We start from the raw sequence: 23,437 nt of genomic DNA, 5'->3' as shown, positions 1-23,437 counted from the left end.
TAAAAAATGACCAACCAATATAATATTTTCGGTGTACGGCATCTGTCGCCGGGAGCATCCTATCATCTGATACAATACCTGGAGGAAAAGAAACCCAAATGTATCCTGATAGAAGGACCTTCCGATGCTACGGATATGCTGTATAATATTGCAAACAAGGCAGTAAAACCGCCAATTGCAGTATTAGCATATACCACCGAACTGCCTATCGAGACCGTGTTATATCCTTTTGCATCCTATTCTCCCGAATATCAGGCGATATGCTGGGGTGTGAAAAAGAAACTGGATGTGCGGTTTATCGACCTTCCTTCCGATATAATGCTGAAACTACGACAGGAAAGAAACAGGGAGGCTAACGAAGCAGCAGACGAATTCTATATGTTCCATAATGGGCTTTACGACAAAGTAGCAAGGCACTATGAAGAAGACGATTACGAAAGTTACTGGGAACGGAATTTCGAACATAATCTCAATGCCGGTACATTCAGAGATGGTCTGAGTTACCAATCGGGACAGATACGGGATATGGTAGCGGACAAGGAATACGAAAGTGTACCTTATGATTACTCGTATAATCTTATCCGTGAGGCTTATATGCGGAGGGAGATACAACGGGCTATCGCAGAAGGTTTTAAGCCGGAAGAAATAGTCATTATTGTTGGTGCATACCATGTATCGGGTATTCAATGCGATTTGTCTCCGATGTCGGATGCAGAACTTAAGGATATTCCCCGTGCTACTTCGCAGATTACGTTGATGCCGTATTCATATCTTCGCCTGAGTAGCCGTACGGGATATGGCGCCGGAAACCGTGCACCGTACTACTTTGAATTGATGTGGAAAGCCATACAGCAGGACAGAATGAGTGATTTATCGGCTGTCTATCTCTCAAAAATAGCTAAGGTATTGCGTGAAAAAGGAGATAATGCTTCTTCAGCAAGTGTGATTGAGGCTGTACGGTTGGCAAATGCTTTGACTTCTATGCGCGGTGGTTCGCTCCCTGTATTAAAGGATCTGCACGATGCTGTTATTACCTGCTTTGGTGGAGGCGATTTGCCTTCTGTTGCCGAAGCTATCAACAAGGTGGATATAGGAACGTCCATTGGTAGTTTGCCCGAAGGCGTGAGTCAAACTCCCGTGCAGGAAGATATGAATCAGGAACTGAAACGCCTGAAACTAACTAACTATAAATCAGCAGTAGTACAGGAACTTACGCTCGACCTGCGCGAAAACCTGAAAGTAAAGACCAAAGAGGCTGCCTTTATCGACCTGAACCGCTCTACCTTTTTGCACCGGTTAAGGGTATTAGGTATACATTTTGCCGAACAGGTACGTGTATCTCAGGATAGCGCCACATGGGCCGAAAAATGGATTTTGCGTTGGACACCCGAAGTAGAGATTGAAATAGTAGAGGCCAATCTGAAAGGTGAAACGCTAGAAATAGCAGCAGCCTATCAGTTGAAAGAGCAATTGAACGAATGCGCCGATGTTTCGCTTGCTGCCAAAATTATCCGGCAGGCTTGCGAATGCCATCTGACAAATATATTTGATAATGCGTTAAGTACCTTACAGCGCTTACTTGTCGATTCCAATGATTTCAAGGAAACAGCATATGCTGCGCATGAATTATCTATATTGATACAATACGGTGATTTACGGCAGTTCAATCTGGAGCCCTTAATCCCTATCCTGCAACAATTGTTCCTGCGTTCATCTCTGCTATTGTTAGATGCTTCGTCTTGTGACGATAAGGCCGCCGGTAGTACCGCACAAGCCATCAATGTGATGGAGCTGATATCGCAACAGCAATATGAAACGGTCGATGTGGAAACATGGCAGAAAGAATTGCTGAAACTGGCCTGGCGCGACGACTTGAATACAAAACTGTCGGGTACGGCATTTTCTATTCTGCTGGAACACAATCTAGCCAGTGAAGACGATTGCGCGAAGGAAGTTTCAAGACGATTATCGCCCGGTGTTCCTGCCGATTTGGGTGCGGGATGGTTTGAAGGCCTGTCGGGGAGGAACCGCTATGCGTTATTATCCCGTGTCTCGCTTTGGAAAGAGTTGGACAAGTATGTAGAGCAATTAGACGATGACGAGTTTTTCCGCTCGGTTGTTTTCCTGCGGCGTGCATTCGGGGAATTCGAGCCAAATCAGAAAAACAGTATTGCCGAGTTGCTGGGCGACATCTGGGGTACAGGTGCGGAAGCAACGGCTGAGATATTGCAATCTGAATTGACCGAGACAGAAACAGAGAAATTGGATGAGTTGAATGATTTTGACTTTGATTTTTAAGTACATATAAAAATGAAAATTGTAAAAATCATATTCGGCGTATTTTTCACATTAGTTGCTCTGACTTTGCTTATTGATATATTCCGACAGGACGAAATAATCCATGCTTTCGAGAAACTGGGAGCATTCTTGATTGCAGGCGGGCTGGCTTTTTGGTTTATTCGTAGTACTGTGAAAAAGAAGAAAGGTAACCTGTAATCTTATCGTTTTTAATAAATTAATTGGCCTGTAATGAATACAAATGATATAATAAAATTACTGAATGATTTTGAGCCTGTAGGAGATGATGCCACAGATACAACAAAATTGTACGAAATAACTGATGAACTGAAAAAGAATATAGATGCATCTTTAGCTATCGAGGCTTTACTATCCATCTTTGAAAGATATCCTATGCACGATTTGGGTAGTCCGGGTCCGATAGTTCATACATTGGAAAGTTTTGCAGGAGAGTATGAACCATTTTTGTTTACTTCATTAGATAGAAAGCCGACTTATATGACCTTGTGGATGTTCAACAGGATTATCAATGCAGAAAAGGACAAAAACCGCAGGCTGGAATATATTAATCGGATGAAAGGATATGCCGAGCATCGCAAAGCCGATGATTTTGCAAAAGAAGAAGCATTGGAGTATTATAAATATCAGACAGAAGAATAATATAGTAAAACGATGAATGATAACAAAAATACAACCCGCTGGCGCCTCATACTCGGCTCTGATACCCGTGCTTTGGCGAATGTAGGGCTGAACGAACAACAGTCGGTTATGGACGCTGCCCTTGCTGCCATCTATGATGGGAATACGTCGCAAAGTGGGGCAGCAGGTAAGAAAGGCGGGCTCGGACCCTCGGCTCCTAATCTGGCAAAGTGGCTTACCGATGTGCGTACATTCTTTCCACAGGATGTAGTGAGTGTAATACAGTCGGATGCCATCGAGCGAAAAGGGCTTACTAAACTATTATTTGAACCTGAAACGCTTAAAAATGTAAAGCCAGATATCTCGATGGTGAGTACATTGATGGCTCTGAAAGGGCAGATACCCGAAAAATCGAAAGATACCGCACGCCAACTGGTAAAAGAAGTGGTAGACGAAATTATGAAACGCATGGAACAGAACCTGCGCCGGGCAGTCACAGGCGCATTGAATAAAAAAGCGCATTCACCTATCAGTAATTTTGCTTCCACAGATTGGAAACGGACAATAAACCGTAATCTCAAGAATTACGATACGAAGACAAAACGCCTTATCCCCGAAAAGTTCTACTTCTTCGAACGCAGCCAGAAGCAAAAGAACTGGACGGTAATACTCGATATAGACCAGAGTGGCTCGATGGCCGATTCTATTATTTATTCATCTGTGATGGGCTCTATCTTTGCCAGTATGCCTGCATTAGATACACATGTGGTGGCGTTTGATACACAAGTTACAGACCTGACGGAGCTTTGCCGAAACGACCCCGTGGATATGCTTTTCGGCGTACAATTGGGAGGTGGTACAGATATCAACAAATCCGTGGCCTATTGTCAGGACCTGATAACCAACCCACGCAAGACGATGTTTATCCTCATTTCCGACCTCTATGAAGGCGGTGTGCGTGCGGGATTGCTACGAAGATTGTCACAAATGCACGAAGATGGAGTAAAAGTTATAACTTTGCTGGCGTTATCCGATAGTGGGCGTCCCGATTATGATGCAAATCTGGGTAAGGAAATCAGTAAACTGGGAATCGCCTGTTTTGCCTGCTCACCGGATAAGTTGCCTGAATTAGTTGAAGCAGCTTTGAAAGGTATGGATTTGACAAAGTTTGGGCAAAAGGATAAGGTTTGATTATAGATTGGTATTATGAGATACTTTGTAACTTCTGTTTTATTAATACTAATAATTATATTTACTAATTCATGTGTAACAGATACCCGTCATGCTATTACATCATGTGGCGATGGTCCTTATCTCTTTATGAAAGGGGACTCGGCAATGGTCATAACACAAAAGCGAGATGGTATATTTGATTCGTTGTATTTTTCGAATTCCGAATTGCAGAATTTAACTTTCAGATATGAATTTGATGGTATTCCATATCCCGCGCTGTCTTTTAATATTGATTCTCAATCTGTAAATATCCACACAAAAGGAATATTTCCTATGCCAGATAAAGTATTGGCGGTATCGGATATTGAAGGAAATTACGAGAAATATTATGATTTACTACTAGCAAATAATGTAATAGACTCATTATATAAATGGACATTCGGAAAAGGGCATTTGGTTATCATTGGCGACCTGGTAGACAGAGGTAATTATGTTACACAATGCTTATGGCTGACTTACTATTTAGAGAAGGAAGCAAAAAGAAATGGTGGTGAAGTACATTATCTATTAGGAAACCACGAACAGCTTCTATTATCGGGATATGATAATTATTGTGCTCAGAAATATAAGGATATTTTTAAAAGTCTACATACAAATGTTTCGCATATGTATTCTAAGCAGACTAAACTAGGTGAATGGATAAGGAGTAAAAGCTCAATTATAAAAATAGGAGATTATATTTTTGTTCATGCCGGTATAAGCCCATCTGTCTTAAAATATAACCTGACTATGGAAAAAATTAATTTTGAGGTTTCGAGAGCTATAGATACAAATGATTTTAAGACAGATGAATCATTGGAATTACTTACACAAGAGGGAATTCTCTGGTATCGAGGTCTCATTGAAGATGATGACAATAAACAGTATAAAAAAGCGACAGAAGCTCAGGTAAACGATATTTTAATGTATTTTGAAGGTAAGTCAATTGTGATCGGGCATACACCAATAGACAGCATATCGAAAGATTATGGCGGAAAAGTTATTCGTATAGATGTAGATCATTATGAAAACAGCTCAGCCTTATATATCGAAAATGGTATTCAATATATAGTTGATAACAAAGGGCAAAAAAGAAATTTTTAATTTAAGGAAAACGATAAATCCCATGAACGAAAATTATAATAACTATAAGCAGCATACCAATGTCGGTTTCCGTATAATATCCATCTTCACCATATTACTGAGTGGATATATGATGTGTACATACTTTTATTCATTTGGAAATGCCACTTTTTTCGAAACGGTATCGAAACTACCTACAGGAGAAGTACCGCTTGCGGAATCCTATTATATAGAAACGGTAAAATATCCGGTCAGGGATTTTATTTATGGAACTTTGTTTTTTATCACCCTGATCTGGGCAATAGCATCGACAGCGAAACGAAACGTCAGGTCATTGTCTATATGTCTTGTTACTGCGATAATGTTATGTGTCGCCGTATTCCTTATAAATGAAATATTGATTTATAGCTGAATCAGATAGATTTAGAATATCTGTTCTCTTTTGTATCTATCAGTTTGTCGAAAGATGCAGCTACATTGCGGACAAAAGGAGCAGCATCGGGAAGGATGCTTATATAATCCTCATTATATTCTATAATCCCATCGGCAGCAAATGCCTGTAATGCTGTTTCGTTATAATTAACAGCAGATTTTATCTTCGCCACAGGAATATCCAATGTATTGGACAGCTCCGGCCAATTTACCGTATAATTACACATTAGTTGAGAAATAACCTCGCGTGTAATCTGTTCCTCTTCATTCAATATATAGCCTTTTGCAATAGGAAAAACGCCTTCGTTTATTTGCCTGATATAAGTATTCAGGTCTTTAGTATTCTGGCTGTAGGCTGTTGCCAACTGGCTGATACCTGTTATGCCGAATGCGTAAACCTGCCCTGTAGTCCTGCGGGTACAATATCCTTGAAAATTACGGTGCAGTGCTTTCGATTGTTGAGCAGCGAATAATTCATCGTCAGGAAGTACGAAGTGGTCGAGTCCGATAACTTTATAGCCTGCATCGGTTAATAGTTTTTTTGCTGTTGTATATAGCTGGCTCTTTATTTCCACCGATGGTAAGCCAACTTTCTCCAGGTTCTTCTGCAATTCGTTTACCCAGGGTACATGGGCGTAAGAGAAAGTAACTATCCTGTCGGGACGCAGTGAGATGGCTCTGTTAATTGTTTTGGTAAATGATTCTGGCGTTTGCAACGGCAGCCCATATATAAAATCCATATTCAACGACACATTCCTGTTGCGTAATATGCGGACTACATCTTCCATAGCCATTCTCGGGGCTTTGCGGTTCGATGCTTTCAATACCTCTTCGTCAAAGTCCTGTACTCCGAGGCTGATACGGTTGAATCCGGCATCTACAAGCTCATTCCAATACCCTTCATCGGCATAGCCGGGATGGCACTCAATGGCTATTTCGGGATTTTCTATACAATCGAATTCGGATAATATCAGTTCATTCAGCTCTTTAAGTACCGATACGGGTTGCGATGTCGGCGTACCTCCGCCGTAGTGTATCTGCGATATCTTTCGATTACGGTCGAGTAGGGGAAGCACCATTCTGATCTCCTTCTTCAATGCATCTATATACTTCAGTACAATGTCGTTATCTCTTAGCAACTGTGAATTGCATCCGCAATAGAAGCACATATGATAACAAAAAGGAATATGGATATACACAGAAATATGCCGTGGATTTTCCTTATTCGATTCTATAACGATCTGACGGAATTTTCCGGCTGTAAACGATTCGTTGAAAAAGTTTGCAGGTGGATAGCTCGTATATCTTGGTACAGGTATGCTGTATTTATTCAGTAATTCTTGTTTCATCTTTTTCTTTCGGTGCTTTTAATTTGAATGCAAAGAGTATGAATGTAAATGAAATGGCCGCAATACACATTTCCACAGCAAACAGACCTTTGTATGTAATCATGGCGGCTATCTTACCCGAACTGACGCCCATTATGATGCCGCTAAGGTGCGTGATAACCGTTTGTATAGTAAAATCGGTGCCTTCGTATCCCTTGCGCACACAGTCCATAGCAGTGGTATATACCACAATGACAGACAGGCCGTAGCTTCCCCACAACAGCGAGATACCTAAATGTAATGTCGCTATATTGACAGGTAGTACAGTTACCAGCAGACAAAAATATATAGTGGTAATTAACGTGAATACAGCAAATATAAGACGTGCGGCGTGCCGCCCTATTTTACGCACGATGAAACCGCCTCCGAAGGAAGCAAGGCATCCGATGGAAGTACCTACAATACCCGACATAACGCCTATTTCTTTCATATCATACCCATAGTCCACAAGCATAGGCTTCAACATGGCCAAAATACCGATCAACCCGGCATAATAGAAAAACAGGAAAACGATTTGTTTCCATATACCCCGTTGTCTGAAAAATCCCAGTATATCATTTGCCGTAGCTTTTTCGGCTTGCTTTTCTTTTATGATTTCATGTCCCCTGTTACCCTTGAAGAAAAAGAGGGGGATAATCGCTATGATGACGAATAAGGCAAGAAAGGGCAAGAGGTTACCCCATCCGAATTTATGGTAAAGCAGCAGCAAAAAACCTCCACCGACCATTGCCCCGGCAAAGCTGCCCATCGATTGCATGCTGTTAGCAAGGCTCTTATCTTTTTTACTGAATGACAGTACGGCCAATGAATCGGTTGCTATGTCCTGTGTGGCAGATGCAATGAATGAGAATATGACAAGGCCTATTATCAGGTAGGGAGTGGTTTGGAAATCGAGGAACGAAACGGCAAGGATAATACTTGCATAGATAAGTTCGGATGAGAATATCCAGCGCTTAAAGTCGTTCAGCTTATAGGTTGAGCGGTCTACCATCGGCGACCACAGGAATTTGAGTATCCAGGGCAGTTTGAGCAACTGAAGCATACCTATTGTTTCCAGGGAGAAATTCTGTTGCCGCATAATAACAGGAAGCACCGTGGAAAAAAAGCTCATCGGGATCGACTGTGCAATATACAGGCAAAAAAATGTAAACAGGTGTCCTCCTTTTTGATAGTTTAGCTTCATCCCGATAGTTTAAAATTTCAGGTTCATATTTACTCCGCAGGTAAACGGCCTGCCTCTTTGCACATAATGTTGACTCGATGTGGAGAAGTAATAAGAATTATATTTCTCCCCCCCAATATTTTTCGACCACAAATCTATGGAAAAATCTTTCTTCACGAAAGAAACTTTGCCATTGAATAGGCCATAATAATCCTGTGATATATCATTCTTGTCGGTCCAGTATAATTTGCCTGCTCCAATATACTGAGCGTTCAATATGATATTATCCAGCCATTTCCGGTTCATGTCTAATGTATAGTTCGCTGATATGGAAACTGTATTTTGCGGTACCATCGGCAGGTAATTATCATCGTATGCAGTTGTTACCCCGGTAGTGGCATTATAGTCCTTATAGTCTTTATACTTTGCGTTTGTATAGCCATACACCAGTTGAAAGCTAAGATTTTTCACAGGGTTCACTTGTGCTGACAGCTCAACTCCTTTGCTGGCCGATTTGCCTGCATTCTTGATTATAAAGCCTTTTCCACTGGTCTTTGTCTGTGATATCTGCTGGTTTTCCCAGTTGATATAAAACAAACTCAAGTCGAGGAATAAAAGATTGTTGAAAAATCCGGAGCGTGAACCAATCTCGTAACTCCAGCTATATTCGGGGTTGAATATCAGGTCTTCTTCCTTTTCGGCTGTGTTGTTAAAGCCACCTGTCTTATACCCTTTTGTTACTGAAAAGTAAGCTAATCCGTCTTGCTTAAAAGAGTATTGAATCGCCGCTTTAGGAGTTAATTGCGAAAAAGAAGTCTTGTCGGTAATGGATTCGCCAGCCTTTGTCAACGGGGTACCTATCATAGTGGATTTAGTTTTCTCCCGATCGTAACGAACACCCAACACAAGGGATAGACCAGGTGTTATAATATCATTAATCGTAGACTGATGGTAGGCTGCAAATCCGTCAGTCGGATTCTTTGCGCTTTGGATTGTATGTGCTCCTGTTAAAAGATTATTAACATCGTTTGTCTGGAAATAACTCTGGTGAAAACCAAACAGGCCGAACTGCCATACATAACGGCTGTCGTCTTTCAGTGACCCGATATTAAATTCCTGTGAGTACATCTGTTGACGCTGATAAAAATCTACATAATAGGAATCCTTAGGCGTAAAGTCCTGATCCAGTCCCTGCTTGCCATCATAAAACTGAAAAGACGATTGAGAACTAAGTTTAAACAGGTCGGTTATATATTCTATGTTCAATCCGTTTGTAGACATATTCCGGAGGTAATAGCTGCGGGCATTGTAATTCACCTCGTCTATTTCTCCGGTGTCTTTATGTAGTACCCTGTAAGGATAGCCATCCTGATCGGAATATTCATACGCCATTATCAGATGCATCAGCAATTGGGGCTGCACACGCCAGCTGATGCGCGCACGGGTGGAAACGGCATCTATAGGATCGGCTTTCTTTCCGGTTGTCGTATTCTTGAAATATCCTCCCGAATGCAGGTAATTTCCCGATATGGCATAACCGACCTTGTTATCCACATTGCCATAATGAGAGAGTCCTGTTTGGTAATTATTATAATTTCCTGCTGTCAGATTCAGGTTTGTACCTTTGTATTTAAATGGCGATTTGGTGAATACATTGATTATGCCCCCCATGGTATTGCGTCCGTAGATAGTACCTTGTGGGCCCCTCAATACTTCAATACGGTCGATATCGTTGATGTTGATATCGAATGTGGAACGGTCGAAATACGGTACGCCATCCACATAAAGCCCTACAGACGGAGCATTGCGGTGTGAGCCTATTCCCCTGATATATGCAGGCGATGTCATTTTGGAACCATAGTCGGGAATAAACAGGTTTGGAACAAGGGAAGTGATTTCCTTTATGTTTATAATATTAAAATCCTTTACCTCCTTGCCAGTCAGTAATGAAGCGGATACAGGCTGTATATAGAGATTGTTATTCTGCTTAAATGATTCTATAACAATTTCTTTTGCTGTGAATTTCATTTTCACAGAATCGTTCTCTCCCTGTATATCTTCTGCCTTTACTTGTGTGTAAGTAGCTGTAAATAAAAATATTATCAAGATAATATTTTTGATGTCCGGTTTCTTTTTCAAGATGCTTCGATGTATTTTAGTTGATATGCAAATTTAAGTAAAAGCCTTAATAAAAGTCAATCACTAGATGTAGTGATATTTTTTAATTTAATTATAGATTAAAGATAGTATGCGAGTCTGTTTTTAAGTGTAATAATTATTACTATAGGGAATTTTCATTCTTAATTATTAATTGGTTTTTCTGTTACTTTTTAACTATATATTGCAAACTAATGTTAATTAAAAAGGCGGTTAGAAAGAATTACTGTTAACTGCTAACTGATGGCTGTTAACTGACTATCTTTGTTATTTGTGCTAATATTAAAAGGAAATATATGAGTGAAGCAATGTATAATTGTATTGTGATAGGAGGGGGAATAAGCGGAATATCTTTTGCTCATTACATGCATAGGGCAGGAAAAAAGGTATTGATTATAGAAAAAGATGATAATACGGGAGGGCAGGTGCAAAGTCTGTTTTCGGAGAAATACCCTGATTATTGGAGAGAGTTTGGTGCGCATACTTGTTACAATTCTTACACTCGTTTGTTGTCAATTTTGAGAGATATCGAATCTACAGATTTGATCAGGCCATTGGGTAGAGGGAATTATGTAACATATTCCCGGGGGCAGATAAGAAAGATATTTGCTGAAATGTATCTTCCGTCCCTTATCCTGAACGGGCCAAAAATGTTCTTTATATCGAAGAAGAATAAAACCGTAAAGGAATATTTCAGTAGGGTTGTGGGGGTGTCTAACTATAATAGATTGTTCTCAAGGCTTTTCAGAGCCGTCATTTCTCAAAGTGCGGATGATTATCCAACCGAATTGTTTCTAAAGCACAGGAAAGAGAGGTATAAAGAATTCCCACGGAAATATACTTTTAATAAAGGTTTGTCGTCGTTCCTGAATTCCATAATAGAAAAAGATAAGCTAGAAATTGAAAAATCATGTGAGGTGTTGGATATTCAGCGTAATAGTGACGGGTATAGGATAATTACTATGGAAGGAAAAGTATTTAATACTCCTCGTATAGCAATAGCCACAGATCCCCAGACTGCATCGCGGCTGATTGAGGATATAGAGACGCCCTTGTCGGTACTACTCGCGTCGATACCCTTGTTTCAGACCGAATCGTTGAATGTTATAGTGCCGAAGGACAGGCTGGCAATACATGATGTAGCGGGAATAATACCTGTTTCGGACGACTTTCATTCCGCGGTATCCCGCGACCTGGTCGAAGATGAAAAGCTGAGAAGTTTTACATTTCACTTCGAAAAGGGGGAGAAAGGCGAAGATGAAAAGTTTGATATTATATGCAGGGTGCTGAATATTTCCCGCAAAGATATACTGGAATGGAAAATGATAAGACATATATTGCCTTCGTTGCGTATGCCGCATCTGAATATGGCGGAACAAGTAGGCAGAGCAAAGCAATCAGATACTATTTATCTGCTTGGTAACTATTTCTACGGACTCTCTTTAGAAGACTGTGTTCATCGGTCGCTAGACGAATCTGAGAGATTTTGCGCAATGCATTGATTCACGATGAATATATCTCTGCTATCTTTAGATCAATGATAATAGTTTGATAATTGAAAAATACTTTATCTATATAGTAAGAGCCGACAGTCTTTAGCTGTTAGCTTATAGTTCTTTGACAGATTGATTAGCAGATTTGAGAATTAGCATATTAGCAAATGAATGAAAAGGTGTTACATTTGTTACCTTTTAACAGTTACAAGTTACTTCGCCCTGCGGGCAGTTACAAGTTACGGGTAGACAAGAAACAAGTTGTTAACTGTTTACTGTAAATAGTGTTCTTTGTGTAAGTCTTTGTGTCCCTTGTGGTAAAGAGTTTTAACCACTAAGTACACGAAGGAAATCACAAAGGGCACAAAGGATAAAAAACTGTTACCTTTGTTACCTTTTAACTATACATTATAGTTAACGGATGCAAAAATGACAAGAGGAAAAAGATGAAAAAGCTGTCAGATGTGTCAGGTTTTAATTAAACATAGTTAATAAACGTATATGTGGTCGTAGGTTATAGTGTTGCCCTTTTTTAACAAACTGTAAGATCACCGAATAAAAAAGACCGTCTGAATATTTCAAACGGTCTTTTTTCTGAGCCTCTTGTCGGATTCGAACCAACGACCCCGAGATTACAAATCACGTGCTCTGGCCAACTGAGCTAAAGAGGCAAGTGGGTAAGCTGACTATATCGCGTCGCTACAACCGACGGCCCTTGCTGCGATCAAACCCTGGGGGATTAATCGGGAGCTGACCGTATAGGACTTACCCGCGACAAAAGTAGATAAATTTTTCATATTCACAAAATGTGAATTCGATTTTTTCCTTTGATTTCCTTTTACTACATTTGTATTGGAAGTCTTTTCCAGAAAAAGAAGTTAGATATCAGTGACTTATAAATTGACGTTTTATACGAAAAAATATTAAGAAAAAAACAAAATAACATGACAGTAACAGATCGTTTCATCAAATATGCAAAATTTGATACAGAATCGGATACAGAAACAGGTATAACCCCAAGTACTCCGGGGCAAATGGTTTTGGCTCGCGAAATAGAAAAAGAACTCCGTGAAATGGGTTTGGAAGATATTACACTGGATGATAATGCCTATCTGATGGCTACTCTTCCGGCCAATACGGACAAAAAGGTTCCTTCTATCGGTTTTATAGCCCATCTGGATACCAGCCCTGATCTGACAGGAAAAGATGTAAATCCCCGTATTGTAAAAAACTATGATGGAACTGATATAGTACTGAATAAGGAAACCAATGTAGTACTTTCTCCTGCCGATTTTCCTGAAATGCTCGATTATAAAGGGCAGGATTTGATAGTAACAGATGGTAATACATTGCTGGGGGCAGATGATAAAGCGGGTATAGCTGAAATTATTACAGCAATCAAATATCTTCAGGATCATCCTGAAATAAAGCATGGAAAAATCCGTATCGGATTCAATCCGGATGAAGAGATCGGACTGGGTGCACATAAGTTTGATGTGGAAAAATTCGGTTGCGAATGGGCTTATACAATGGATGGCGGCCCTATTGGGGAACTGGAGTATGAAAACTTTAATGCTGCCGGTGTAAAGATTAATATACAGGGTAGAAGTGTACATCCCGGATATGCAAAAGATAAGATGACAAATGCTCTTGTGGTTGCCAATAAACTAATATCCTTGCTTCCTGCCAGCGAAAGGCCGGAACACACTACCAAATATGAAGGATTCTTCCACCTTACTAATGTGTCGGGGACAGTAGACTCAGCTACAGTAGGCTATATTATTCGCGACCATGACCGGAATTTGTTTGAAGGACGTAAGCGTTTGATGCTCGAAACTGTGGACTTCATCAATAAACTGTATCCTAATAGTACTACAGTAGAGATAAAAGACCAGTATTATAATATGCGCGAAAAGGTAGAACCTGTAAAACATATTGTGGATATGGCTTTTGAAGCTATGGAAGCAGTAGGAGTGACCCCTATTGTGAAACCTATACGCGGAGGTACAGACGGCGCGCAGCTATCATTTAAAGGATTGCCTTGTCCGAATATTTTTGCCGGAGGGCATAATTTCCATGGACGCTACGAATTTGTTCCTGTGCAATCGATGGAAAAAGCTGTGGAGGTAATCGTAAAACTGGCAGAGATAATCGCAAGTAAATAGAATAATGTTAATACTTAAAATATATAAGCAAATATGAAGAAAACACCTTTTACGGATATCCACATTGAACTCGGGGCGAAAATGCATGAATTTGCAGGTTATAATATGCCTATTGAATATTCCGGTATAATAGATGAGCATATGACTGTATGCACAGGAGTAGGAGTATTTGATGTTTCGCATATGGGCGAAATATGGGTTAAAGGTCCACGCGCCGAAGCTTTCCTGCGACGGATGATGAGTAATGATGTGGCTTCCCTCGAAATAGGCAAAGCGCAATATTCTGCCATAATAAACGATCAGGGAGGGATTGTGGACGATATTATCGTTTATCATTACGAACCGGAAAAGTACATGCTGGTTGTGAATGCATCCAATATAGAGAAAGATTGGAAATGGTTTACGGAGCATAACGATGAATTTGCTGACTTGGAAAATGCTTCGGATAAAATTGCGCAATTGGCCATACAAGGACCTAAAGCCTTAGCTACATTGCAGAAACTGACTAAAATAGATTTGACCAAAATTCCTTATTACTCATTTGCTATAGGCAGTTTAACCGGATCCGGGCTGGATAATGTGATTATATCCAATACCGGATATACCGGTGCGGGAGGCTTTGAGATATACTTTTACCCGCAATATGGTGTAGATATATGGAATGCTTTGTTTGAGGCAGGAAAAGAATTCGGAATTAAGCCGATCGGACTCGGCGCACGTGACACATTACGTCTCGAAATGGGATTTTGCCTCTATGGAAACGATCTAGATGATACAACTACTTCTATTGAGGCAGGACTGGGCTGGATAACTAAATTTACCGAAGGCCGTAACTTTACTGCACGTGCCATATTGGAGGGTCAAAAGGCAAATGGTGTAAGCCGTAAGTTGTGCGGATTTCATATGTTGGAAAAGGGGATACCGCGTCATGGCTACGATATCGTAAATGATAAGAATGAAAAAATCGGAATAGTAACATCCGGAACAATGTCTCCTACTGCAAAAATAGGCGTTGGGTTAGGCTATATTAAACCAGAGTATGCAGCATTGGGTACACCGGTTTTCATTAAAGTGCGTGATAAAAATCTGAAAGCAGAAGTGGTGAAACCGCCTTTCAGGAAGCTATAGTATATAAACAGCGAAAGGGATTCCATCGGAATCCCTTTCGTATTAGTTCTTTAAAATTACTTTTTGTCAGCTTTTTTATCTTTGGTACAACAAGCTTTTTTGTCAGCAGCCTTGTCCTTAGTGCATTCTTTCTTGTCTTTTGCACATTCTTTTTTATCTTTTGTACATTCTGTTTTAGCTTTGCAGCACTCTTTTTTAGGAGTAGTATCCTGAGCCATAACACTTGATGATGCAACAAAAGCGATACACATAATAGCTGACATTAGAAGTTTTTTCATCTCTTTCTTTTTTAATTGTTAGTTACACACTGAGTTTGGTAATACTGCAAATATAAGTGCTATTCGGTTATAATATTATTAACAGAAGTTAAATATATAAAGCCTTATAGGTAATCATTCTAAATTAAGGTCACAGACCTATCTATTACTTTGTTTAGTTGAAGTGCAACTAACAGCTAGCATGAAGATAATATATCATCAATGTTATCCTTTTGATCAATAGATAAAACGACCGAATTCACTTTCTATCACCAGCTCTGTTTTATCTGATTTTTCAACAAAACCGACTATCTGTGCATCAATTCCGTATGATTTGGATATCTCAATCACTTCCTGAGCATATTCGGGCGATAAGTATATCTCCATACGGTGCCCCATATTAAATACCTTATACATTTCTTTCCAATCTGTACCGGATTGCTCCTGAATAAGCTTGAATAATGGGGGGGCAGGAAATAGATTGTTCTTTGTAATTTTTACATTATCAACAAAATGTAAAACTTTGGTTTGAGCGCCACCGGAGCAATGTACCATACCATGCACATGAGATCTTAGCTTTTCCAATATCTGTTTGATAACGGGCGCATAGGTGCGGGTAGGGGAGAGTACCAGTTTTCCGGCATCTATATCCAAGCCCTCTATTTCATCGGTCAGCTTCATATTTCCGGAGTACACCAAATCCAGAGGAATGGAGGAATCATAGCTTTCAGGATATTTGGCGGCGAGATATTTGGCAAATACGTCGTGGCGTGCAGATGTTAGGCCGTTACTGCCCATTCCGCCATTATATTCTTTCTCATAAGTTGCCTGACCATACGATGAAAGTCCGACAATGACATCTCCTCCCTGTATTTTGTCATTGGAAATCACATCAGACCGTTTTATGCGGCAAGTAACAGTACTGTCTACAATGATTGTACGCACTAAATCGCCCACATCAGCTGTTTCACCGCCTGTAGGGTATATATTTACTCCGAGGCTAGAAAGTTCCTCGCACAAGTCATTTGTCCCATTTATAATGGCTGATATAACTTCGCCCGGAATCAGCATCTTATTTCTGCCAATGGTAGATGACAGCAGTATATTGTCAGTTGCTCCCACGCATAGAAGGTCATCGATATTCATTATTAATGCATCCTGAGCTATACCTTTCCATATAGATATATCACCGGTTTCTTTCCAGTATATATAGCCAAGGGATGATTTAGTACCAGCCCCATCGGCATGCATTATATTGCAGTATTCGGGATCTCCGCCCAGTATATCAGGAATTATTTTGCAAAATGCCTTTGGAAATATTCCTTTGTCAATGTTCTTTATAGCATTGTGTACATCTTCTTTCGATGCGGAAACTCCTCGCTGGTTATATCGTTGATCGCTCATGTTTGTTATTAATAAGTTTATTTTAATCTCAGACCTATTTATTCCCCGGCAAAGTTAATAAAATCAACCTGATTTTGAAACTCCAATTGCTAAAAGGAAACAGCCTGCAAATATCTTTATTCTACAGGCTGTTTATATACATTTACTGTTTTGGCTTAATTTTTTAATAGTCTTTTACTTCCCAGCCTAATGCGCTGGCTCCAAGTACGGCTGCATCGCTTTCTTTAAGTTCCGACATTAGCAACTTAATTTTATTACGGTAGATAGGTAACATATTTTCTTCCATATGCTTACGTACAGGATCAAAGATGAGTTTGCCGGCCTTTATTAAACCTCCAAATAAAATAATAGCTTCAGGACTGGAGAATGCAACAAAGTCTGCAAATGATTCACCTAAAATCTGACCTGTATATTCGAATATTTCTTTAGCCAGTTTATCGCCTTTTACAGCAGCATCATATACATCTTTTGATGTGATTTCATCTATGGCTAATTCACGCAAAACGCTTGGATCCTTTCTTGTTTGCAGGTATTCTTTGGCTGTACGGGCAACACCTGTTGCTGAACTATAGGTTTCGAGACATCCTTTTTTTCCGCAACCACACATACGACCTTCACGAATAGCTGTTGTATGCCCTAATTCTCCGGCAAATCCATCATGTCCATATACTAATTGTCCATTAACCACAATACCGCTACCTACACCGGTTCCCAATGTAATAACAATGAAATCTTTCATTCCGCGTGCAGCACCATAGGTCATTTCCCCAATTGCGGCAGCATTTGCATCATTCGTAAGAGCTACAGGTATATTTAATTTGTCAGTAAGCATTTGAGCCAATGGAATTACACCTTTCCATGGGAGATTTGGTGCAAATTCGATACAACCGGTGAAAAAATTACCATTCGGTGCTCCAACTCCAATACCTTTGATATTTCCCGAACCTCCGACCTGGTCTATTATCTCCTGAACGCCAGCAGATAAATGGTCTACATATTCGTTTATTTCTTTGTAAGCACCTGTTTTTATAGAACCCTGATTTATGATATGGCCGCGCTTGTCGACTATACCGAAAACAGAGTTAGTTCCACCGATATCGATTCCAATAGCATATGGTTTTTCCATGATTTATATTATGTTAATTCAACAATGAAATTATTTTTGTGATAATGCGTACAAATATAATTAATTCTGTGGTAAAATAAGGACTTTAAAAGTGAATAATAAGGCTTCCCTTTAGTTAAAAAGAGGTTATTTATGAGCGTTTTAAGTATATATCCAACACTTTATTGGCTGCAACGAACGAACTCATATGTGAATTTAACACTTGGTTTTCACATAAAATCAACTCTTTCTGCACCTCCGGATCGTTATAAAAATTACTTTTCAGTCGTTCGTTAATCGTTTCATACATCCAAAATCTGGATTGTGAATTGCGTCTATGTTCAAAATATCCACTCTTTTTAACAAAATCGATATATTCATCTATCATATTCCATACTTCATCAATTCCTATTTCATAATAACCGGAATATGTCAACACTTTAGGTTGCCAGCCGGAATCGGGTAGGGGAAACAGGTGCAAAGCATTCTGAAAATGAGATTGGGCCAAACGGGCCTTTTCGATATTATTGCCATCCGCTTTATTGATAACAATTCCATCTGCCATTTCCATTATTCCACGCTTAATTCCTTGCAATTCATCTCCTGTACCGGCTAATTGAATCAATAGAAAGAAGTCGACCATCGAATGTACAGCCGTTTCAGATTGACCTACTCCAACCGTCTCAACTATAATACGATCAAATCCGGCAGCTTCGCAAAGAATAATTGTTTCCCTTGTTTTACGTGCAACACCACCAAGTGAGCCTGCAGAAGGGGAGGGGCGGATGAAGGCCCTTTTCTCTACAGATAATCGTTCCATGCGGGTTTTATCTCCCAAAATACTTCCTTTGGTAAGTTCGCTGGATGGGTCTATAGCTAATACTGCAACCTTTGATGCTTCATTTTCTTTAAGGATATGCATCCCAAAAACGTCTATCGAAGTACTTTTTCCTGCACCGGGAACGCCTGTAATGCCCACACGTACAGAGTTGCCTGTATATGGTAGGCATTTTTCGATAACTTCCTGTGCCACAGATTGATGTTCTGGCTTTGCACTTTCTATAAGTGTAACAGCTTGTCCCAGAATGCTTATGTTTCCCTTGAGTATACCTTCAACATATTCGGATACGGTATATGTTTTACGTTTGAATTTTTTGAAGCTATCTAAGTAGGGATTGACTGTCGGCTGTTCTTCTGTACCTTTATTTACGCGCAATCCCTGAAATTGTTCATCATTTTCGAAATGTTCCATGTATATGCTTATTGCTATGAATAAGTCAGGATAGGAAAGTTATATGAGATTTTTGAAATATGTAATTAAACATAATAGTAATTATATAACTTTTATCTGAGTTTATTCCTTGATTAATTAAATCTTTAATTTAGCTTGTAAATATAGCAAAAAACGAGAAGATAATAAAAAGAAAAAGCATCTATAGAAATCTCTATAGATGCTTTCTTATGTATTTATTTATAAACTTAGTTCAATGCGCTAAGTTCTTTGTCTATTGCATCTAATTCTTTCGATTTATCTACATTCAAAAGACTTAGGTTATAGTAAACATTCTGTAGTTTCATTAATGCTGGTCTTAAGTCTGAACTGTTAGCATTTTTACTCTTCAGAATATCACGATATTTTTCCAGGTATGGCAATGCTTTAGAGTATAACTCTGTTGTTTGTTTGTCCATATCAGCCTGTTCTTTTCTGTTAGTAGATTGTCCGGCTTTTTCCTTCATATCCTGAGCCTGCAATACATATAGTACACCTAATCCTTCTAATGCTCTTTCACAATTAGCGTCAGCACTTAGAGCAGTCTGATATGCAGGTTCTGCCTGAGCATAATCTTTTTGTTCTGAATATAGAGATGCCTTCACGCTCATTAGGTCGCATGTATTTGTAGGATCATTCACAATTGCCTGATCAAGATATGCGATGGCTTCTGCGGTCTTACCCCCTCTGATATATTCATTAATCAGATTTGGTGTAAAATATTTATTTTTAGGGAATTTCTGAGCACCTTCCAATAAAGCATTTACATAAGCCACACTGTCACCAGTTTGTTGATACTCACTTGTAAGCAATTCATAAACATCACTTTCTTTGTATGTACTGTTCTGAATGTATGGTTCTGATGTTAGTTTTTTCAACAGCTTTATTGAACGTGGATGGTCTTGAGACTGGATTGAACTGATTACTGCATAGTATTTAATTGTTTGATATGTAGTGTCTTGTAGATTGAAATCTGCTTGAGTATCTTCAAACATTGCAAGTGTTGGTAGTTCCCAGTATCTTTCAAAGAAGTCTGCTGCTTTTTTGAAATCTTTTTTATCGTTATAGAAAACACCGCCATTGATATAGAATCTGTGGCCGTCTCTCATATTCTTAACGATATCTTTTCTGAATTTATTTTTTACCTGTCCTTTTTCATTAGGTATCTGGCCCAGTTCGTCTGCTTTGATATATGGATCATACATATTGTATAGCCCAACATACATAGCTTCTTCGTTGCCACCTTTTCCTGTTATTTCTTTTTGCATTTCCAAAGTACGCTCATCGTCGAATGCTTTGTATTCAATATCTCCGGCTATTTTCCATGTTTCAGGATCACTCGCTGTTTCCGGATCTGTCAGAGCTGGTTTAATAAGTTCTCTTGCCTCCGGAACATTGTTTTTCATTGCTGATTTAGCATCTTTCACAGCTTTTTTCTGAGCGAACGAAAAGCTGGCAAGTAAGCATAATGATGTTACTAATAATATACGTTTCATAAAACCATTTATTTTAAAATTAATTATTCCTCAATTATTTCTGTATTGTTTGTATTGTCTGTTTCATTATCCAGAATGTTAACTTCTTCTATATCATCTGGTTCTGATTCAGATTCTACTTTACAGATTGATGCGATTTCATCATTTCTTTTACCCAAATTTATGAGTCTTACTCCCTGAGTAGCACGTCCCATAGTGCGAATATCTGAAACTTTTAGACGAATAGTGATACCAGACTTGTTAATAATCATTAAATCGTTTTCGTCAGTAACGCTATTTATAGAAACAAGTTTACCTGTTTTCTCTGTAATATTAAGAGTTTTAACCCCTTTACCACCACGACTGGTAATACGATAAACCGGTACTATTTCGCCGTTTTCATCGAGAATTTCGTTTCCTTCTTCGTCCTTTTCGTTCAGATTTGTACGTTTACCGTAGCCTTGTTCCGAAACCACCATAATCGTTTCGTTTTTCTGAGCTTCTTTCGACATAGCCAGCATACCGATAACTTCATCTTGTCCATCTTCATCCAAGCGCATTCCACGTACTCCCGTTGCTGTACGGCCCATTACGCGCACGTCTTTTTCATTGAAGCGGATGGCGCGTCCGTTACGGTTAGCAAGTAAGATTTCACTTTCGCCATCAGTCATCAGTACTTCAATTACTTTATCTTCTTCGCGGATAGTAATCGCATTCACTCCATTCTGACGTGGACGGGAATAAGCTTCCAGGCTTGTTTTCTTTATCACACCTTCTTTTGTACAGAAAATCAGATAATGACTGTTTATAAATTCGGTATCGCTGAAACCTCTCACACGAACAAATGCTGTTACTTTATCATCAGAATCAATGTTCAGCAGATTCTGAATCGCACGTCCTTTCGAATTCTTAGTTCCCTCAGGTATATCAAATACACGCAGCCAGTAACATTTACCTTTCTGTGTAAATAACAGCATATAATTGTGCATAGATGCCGGATAGATATGCTCAATGAAGTCAGTATCACGAGTTTCCGAACCTTTTGCTCCTACTCCACCTCTGTTTTGGGCTCTGAATTCAGATAGAGGTGTACGTTTTATATAGCCAAGGTGAGAAATGGTAATGATCATTTCATCATTGGAATAGAAATCTTCGGGATTTAGTTCTTCTGATGCATATACAATTTCTGTGCGGCGTGCATCACCATATTTATCCCTTACTTCGATTAATTCATCCGTAATAACTTTCATACGAAGTTCTTCATTAATCAGAATCTCATTCAGATAGGCTATTAACTTCTGTATTTCATCATATTCGTTGCGAAGCTTATCCTGTTCCAGTCCTGTCAACTGGCGCAGACGCATTTCAACAATAGCACGGGCTTGTATTTCAGATAGATTGAATCGCTCTATCAAGCGTTCTATGGCCTCTTGAGGAGACTTTGAAGCTCTGATGATGGCTATGACTTCATCGATATTATCTGAAGCTATAATCAATCCTTCCAATATATGAGCGCGTTCTTCTGCCTTACGAAGTTCGAAGATAGTTCTGCGGGTTACAACGTCAATTCTGTGTTCAACGAAGAAACCTATCATTTCTTTTAAATTCAATGTTTTAGGGCGACCTTTTACCAAGGCGATATTATTTACACTGAATGAAGATTGTAATGCGGTCAGTTTATATAGTTTATTAAGGACTACATTCGCATTTGCATCGCGCTTAATATCCACGACGATACGCATACCCTGGCGGTCCGACTCGTCATTGACATTGCTGATACCTTCAAGACGTTTTTCTCCTACCAGATCAGCTATGTGCTTAATTAACTCGGCTTTATTTACCAGATACGGAATCTCAGTAATCACTATTTTTTCATGATTACCTTCCATTTCTATTTCGGCACGACCGCGCATAACCACTCGTCCGCGACCTGTTTCAAAAGCATCTATAACGCCCTGATATCCATAGATGAAACCTCCTGATGGAAAATCAGGGGCTTTTATATATTGCATCAATCCTGCGGTATCAATGTCCTTATTTTCTATATATGCGATAGTGGCGTTGATAGCTTCGGTCATATTATGCGGAGCCATATTGGTTGCCATCCCCACGGCTATACCCGATGCACCATTAATAAGCAAATTTGGAATACGTGTAGGGAGGACAGTCGGTTCTTTCAACGTATCATCGAAATTCAACTGAAAATCAACAGTCTCCTTATCTATGTCTTTTAGCATTTCTTCGGCCAAGCGACTAAGTCTTGCCTCTGTATAACGCATGGCAGCCGGCATATCACCATCTACGCTACCCATATTACCTTGTCCGTCTACCAACAGGTAGCGCATGCTCCATTCCTGAGCCATACGCACCATAGCAAAATAAACTGATGAATCGCCGTGCGGGTGATATTTACCTAATACTTCTCCGACAATTCTGGCGGATTTTTTGTGTGGTTTGTTAGATGCGTTACCAAGTTCGCTCATACCAAAAAGGATACGGCGGTGAACGGGTTTGAATCCGTCCCTTACATCAGGTAATGCCCTCGATACTATTACCGACATTGAATAATCAATGTAGGCCGATTTCATCTCATCCTCGATGTTAATCTTAATAATTCTGTCCTCTGTTTCTGCCATTATTTTAAGATAAAATTTTTATTCTCAAATATTTGTGAAGTACCTCTGAAATGAGGTATTTTCTAGTGTTCAAAAAACATGCTAAGATACAAATTTTCTTTGTATTAAGAAAATATAATATGCCAAAAAAAGC

18 protein-coding genes and 1 tRNA gene are annotated in these 23,437 nt (G+C 39.5%); 9 read left to right on the top strand and 10 right to left on the bottom strand.

Annotated features, from left to right (window positions below; all coding sequences use genetic code 11):
* Positions 1–6 precede the first annotated feature (6 nt).
* Genes HMPREF9455_RS03475 through HMPREF9455_RS03450 form a run of 6 tightly spaced genes read left to right on the top strand, consistent with a single transcriptional unit; the run spans position 7 to position 5,644 of the window.
* Positions 7–2,298 (top strand): DUF5682 family protein, encoded by a 2,292-nt coding sequence (locus HMPREF9455_RS03475; protein WP_006798213.1) that lies wholly within the window; start codon positions 7–9, stop codon positions 2,296–2,298.
* 12 nt (positions 2,299–2,310) lie between these two features.
* Entirely contained in the window at positions 2,311–2,496 is a 186-nt protein-coding gene (locus HMPREF9455_RS03470) for a hypothetical protein (RefSeq protein WP_006798212.1), read from the top strand.
* A gap of 33 nt (positions 2,497–2,529) precedes the next feature.
* Positions 2,530–2,958, top strand: a complete 429-nt coding sequence (locus tag HMPREF9455_RS03465) for a hypothetical protein (RefSeq protein ID WP_006798211.1) — start codon at positions 2,530–2,532, stop codon at positions 2,956–2,958.
* A gap of 12 nt (positions 2,959–2,970) precedes the next feature.
* A complete protein-coding gene (locus tag HMPREF9455_RS03460; protein ID WP_006798210.1) occupies positions 2,971–4,128 on the top strand; it encodes a VWA domain-containing protein in 1,158 nt (385 codons plus the stop codon).
* 15 nt (positions 4,129–4,143) lie between these two features.
* Complete coding sequence (locus tag HMPREF9455_RS03455) at positions 4,144–5,253, top strand: metallophosphoesterase (protein ID WP_006798209.1); 1,110 nt, start codon at positions 4,144–4,146, stop codon at positions 5,251–5,253.
* Positions 5,254–5,275: 22 nt separating this feature from the next.
* Positions 5,276–5,644, top strand: coding sequence for a hypothetical protein (locus HMPREF9455_RS03450; RefSeq protein WP_006798208.1), 369 nt, complete (start codon positions 5,276–5,278; stop codon positions 5,642–5,644).
* Between the two features lies 1 nt (position 5,645).
* Here the strand turns inward: HMPREF9455_RS03450 and hemN are convergent, their stop codons facing one another.
* From hemN to HMPREF9455_RS03435, 3 genes are read right to left on the bottom strand one after another with little or no spacing between them, the layout of a single operon-like run.
* On the bottom strand, positions 5,646–7,013 hold the full coding sequence (gene hemN, locus HMPREF9455_RS03445) for an oxygen-independent coproporphyrinogen III oxidase (RefSeq protein ID WP_006798207.1): 1,368 nt from the start codon (positions 7,011–7,013) through the stop codon (positions 5,646–5,648).
* Positions 6,991–8,235 (bottom strand): MFS transporter, encoded by a 1,245-nt coding sequence (locus HMPREF9455_RS03440; RefSeq protein ID WP_006798206.1) that lies wholly within the window; start codon positions 8,233–8,235, stop codon positions 6,991–6,993. The genes hemN and HMPREF9455_RS03440 overlap by 23 nt, the downstream gene beginning before the upstream one ends.
* 9 nt (positions 8,236–8,244) lie before the next feature.
* Positions 8,245–10,320 carry a TonB-dependent receptor gene (locus HMPREF9455_RS03435; protein ID WP_245532159.1) on the bottom strand — a complete coding sequence of 692 codons (2,076 nt, stop codon included), beginning with the start codon at positions 10,318–10,320 and terminating at the stop codon, positions 8,245–8,247.
* A gap of 347 nt (positions 10,321–10,667) precedes the next feature.
* Here HMPREF9455_RS03435 and HMPREF9455_RS03430 point away from each other — a divergent pair, with 347 nt between their 5' ends.
* Positions 10,668–11,873, top strand: coding sequence for an FAD-dependent oxidoreductase (locus HMPREF9455_RS03430; RefSeq protein ID WP_006798204.1), 1,206 nt, complete (start codon positions 10,668–10,670; stop codon positions 11,871–11,873).
* A 588-nt stretch (positions 11,874–12,461) separates the two neighbouring features.
* On the opposite strand, the gene HMPREF9455_RS03425 is transcribed toward HMPREF9455_RS03430, so the two are convergent.
* Positions 12,462–12,535, bottom strand: a tRNA-Thr gene (locus tag HMPREF9455_RS03425).
* 273 nt (positions 12,536–12,808) lie between these two features.
* Between HMPREF9455_RS03425 and pepT the strand changes: the two genes are divergently transcribed.
* A complete protein-coding gene (gene pepT / locus HMPREF9455_RS03420) occupies positions 12,809–14,029 on the top strand; it encodes a peptidase T (RefSeq protein WP_006798203.1) in 1,221 nt (406 codons plus the stop codon).
* A 33-nt stretch (positions 14,030–14,062) separates the two neighbouring features.
* Positions 14,063–15,157, top strand: coding sequence for a glycine cleavage system aminomethyltransferase GcvT (gene gcvT / locus HMPREF9455_RS03415; RefSeq protein WP_006798202.1), 1,095 nt, complete (start codon positions 14,063–14,065; stop codon positions 15,155–15,157).
* Between the two features lie 56 nt (positions 15,158–15,213).
* Here the strand turns inward: gcvT and HMPREF9455_RS03410 are convergent, their stop codons facing one another.
* From HMPREF9455_RS03410 to gyrA, 6 genes are all read right to left on the bottom strand, one after another.
* A complete protein-coding gene (locus HMPREF9455_RS03410) occupies positions 15,214–15,435 on the bottom strand; it encodes a hypothetical protein (protein WP_006798201.1) in 222 nt (73 codons plus the stop codon).
* 216 nt (positions 15,436–15,651) lie between these two features.
* Positions 15,652–16,818: an AIR synthase related protein gene (locus HMPREF9455_RS03405; RefSeq protein WP_006798200.1), complete on the bottom strand. Its 1,167-nt coding sequence runs from the start codon at positions 16,816–16,818 to the stop codon at positions 15,652–15,654.
* Positions 16,819–16,981: 163 nt separating this feature from the next.
* Entirely contained in the window at positions 16,982–17,944 is a 963-nt protein-coding gene (locus tag HMPREF9455_RS03400; protein WP_006798199.1) for an ROK family protein, read from the bottom strand.
* A gap of 130 nt (positions 17,945–18,074) precedes the next feature.
* Complete coding sequence (meaB, locus tag HMPREF9455_RS03395; RefSeq protein WP_006798198.1) at positions 18,075–19,175, bottom strand: methylmalonyl Co-A mutase-associated GTPase MeaB; 1,101 nt, start codon at positions 19,173–19,175, stop codon at positions 18,075–18,077.
* 227 nt (positions 19,176–19,402) lie between these two features.
* Positions 19,403–20,689, bottom strand: a complete 1,287-nt coding sequence (locus HMPREF9455_RS03390; RefSeq protein WP_006798197.1) for a tetratricopeptide repeat protein — start codon at positions 20,687–20,689, stop codon at positions 19,403–19,405.
* Positions 20,690–20,712: 23 nt separating this feature from the next.
* Entirely contained in the window at positions 20,713–23,304 is a 2,592-nt protein-coding gene (gene gyrA, locus HMPREF9455_RS03385) for a DNA gyrase subunit A (protein ID WP_006798196.1), read from the bottom strand.
* Positions 23,305–23,437 lie beyond the last annotated feature (133 nt).

This window comes from Dysgonomonas gadei ATCC BAA-286 (assembly GCF_000213555.1).
Classification (GTDB): Bacteria; Bacteroidota; Bacteroidia; order Bacteroidales; family Dysgonomonadaceae; genus Dysgonomonas; species Dysgonomonas gadei.
This window is presented reverse-complemented; position numbering and strand designations above follow the sequence as displayed.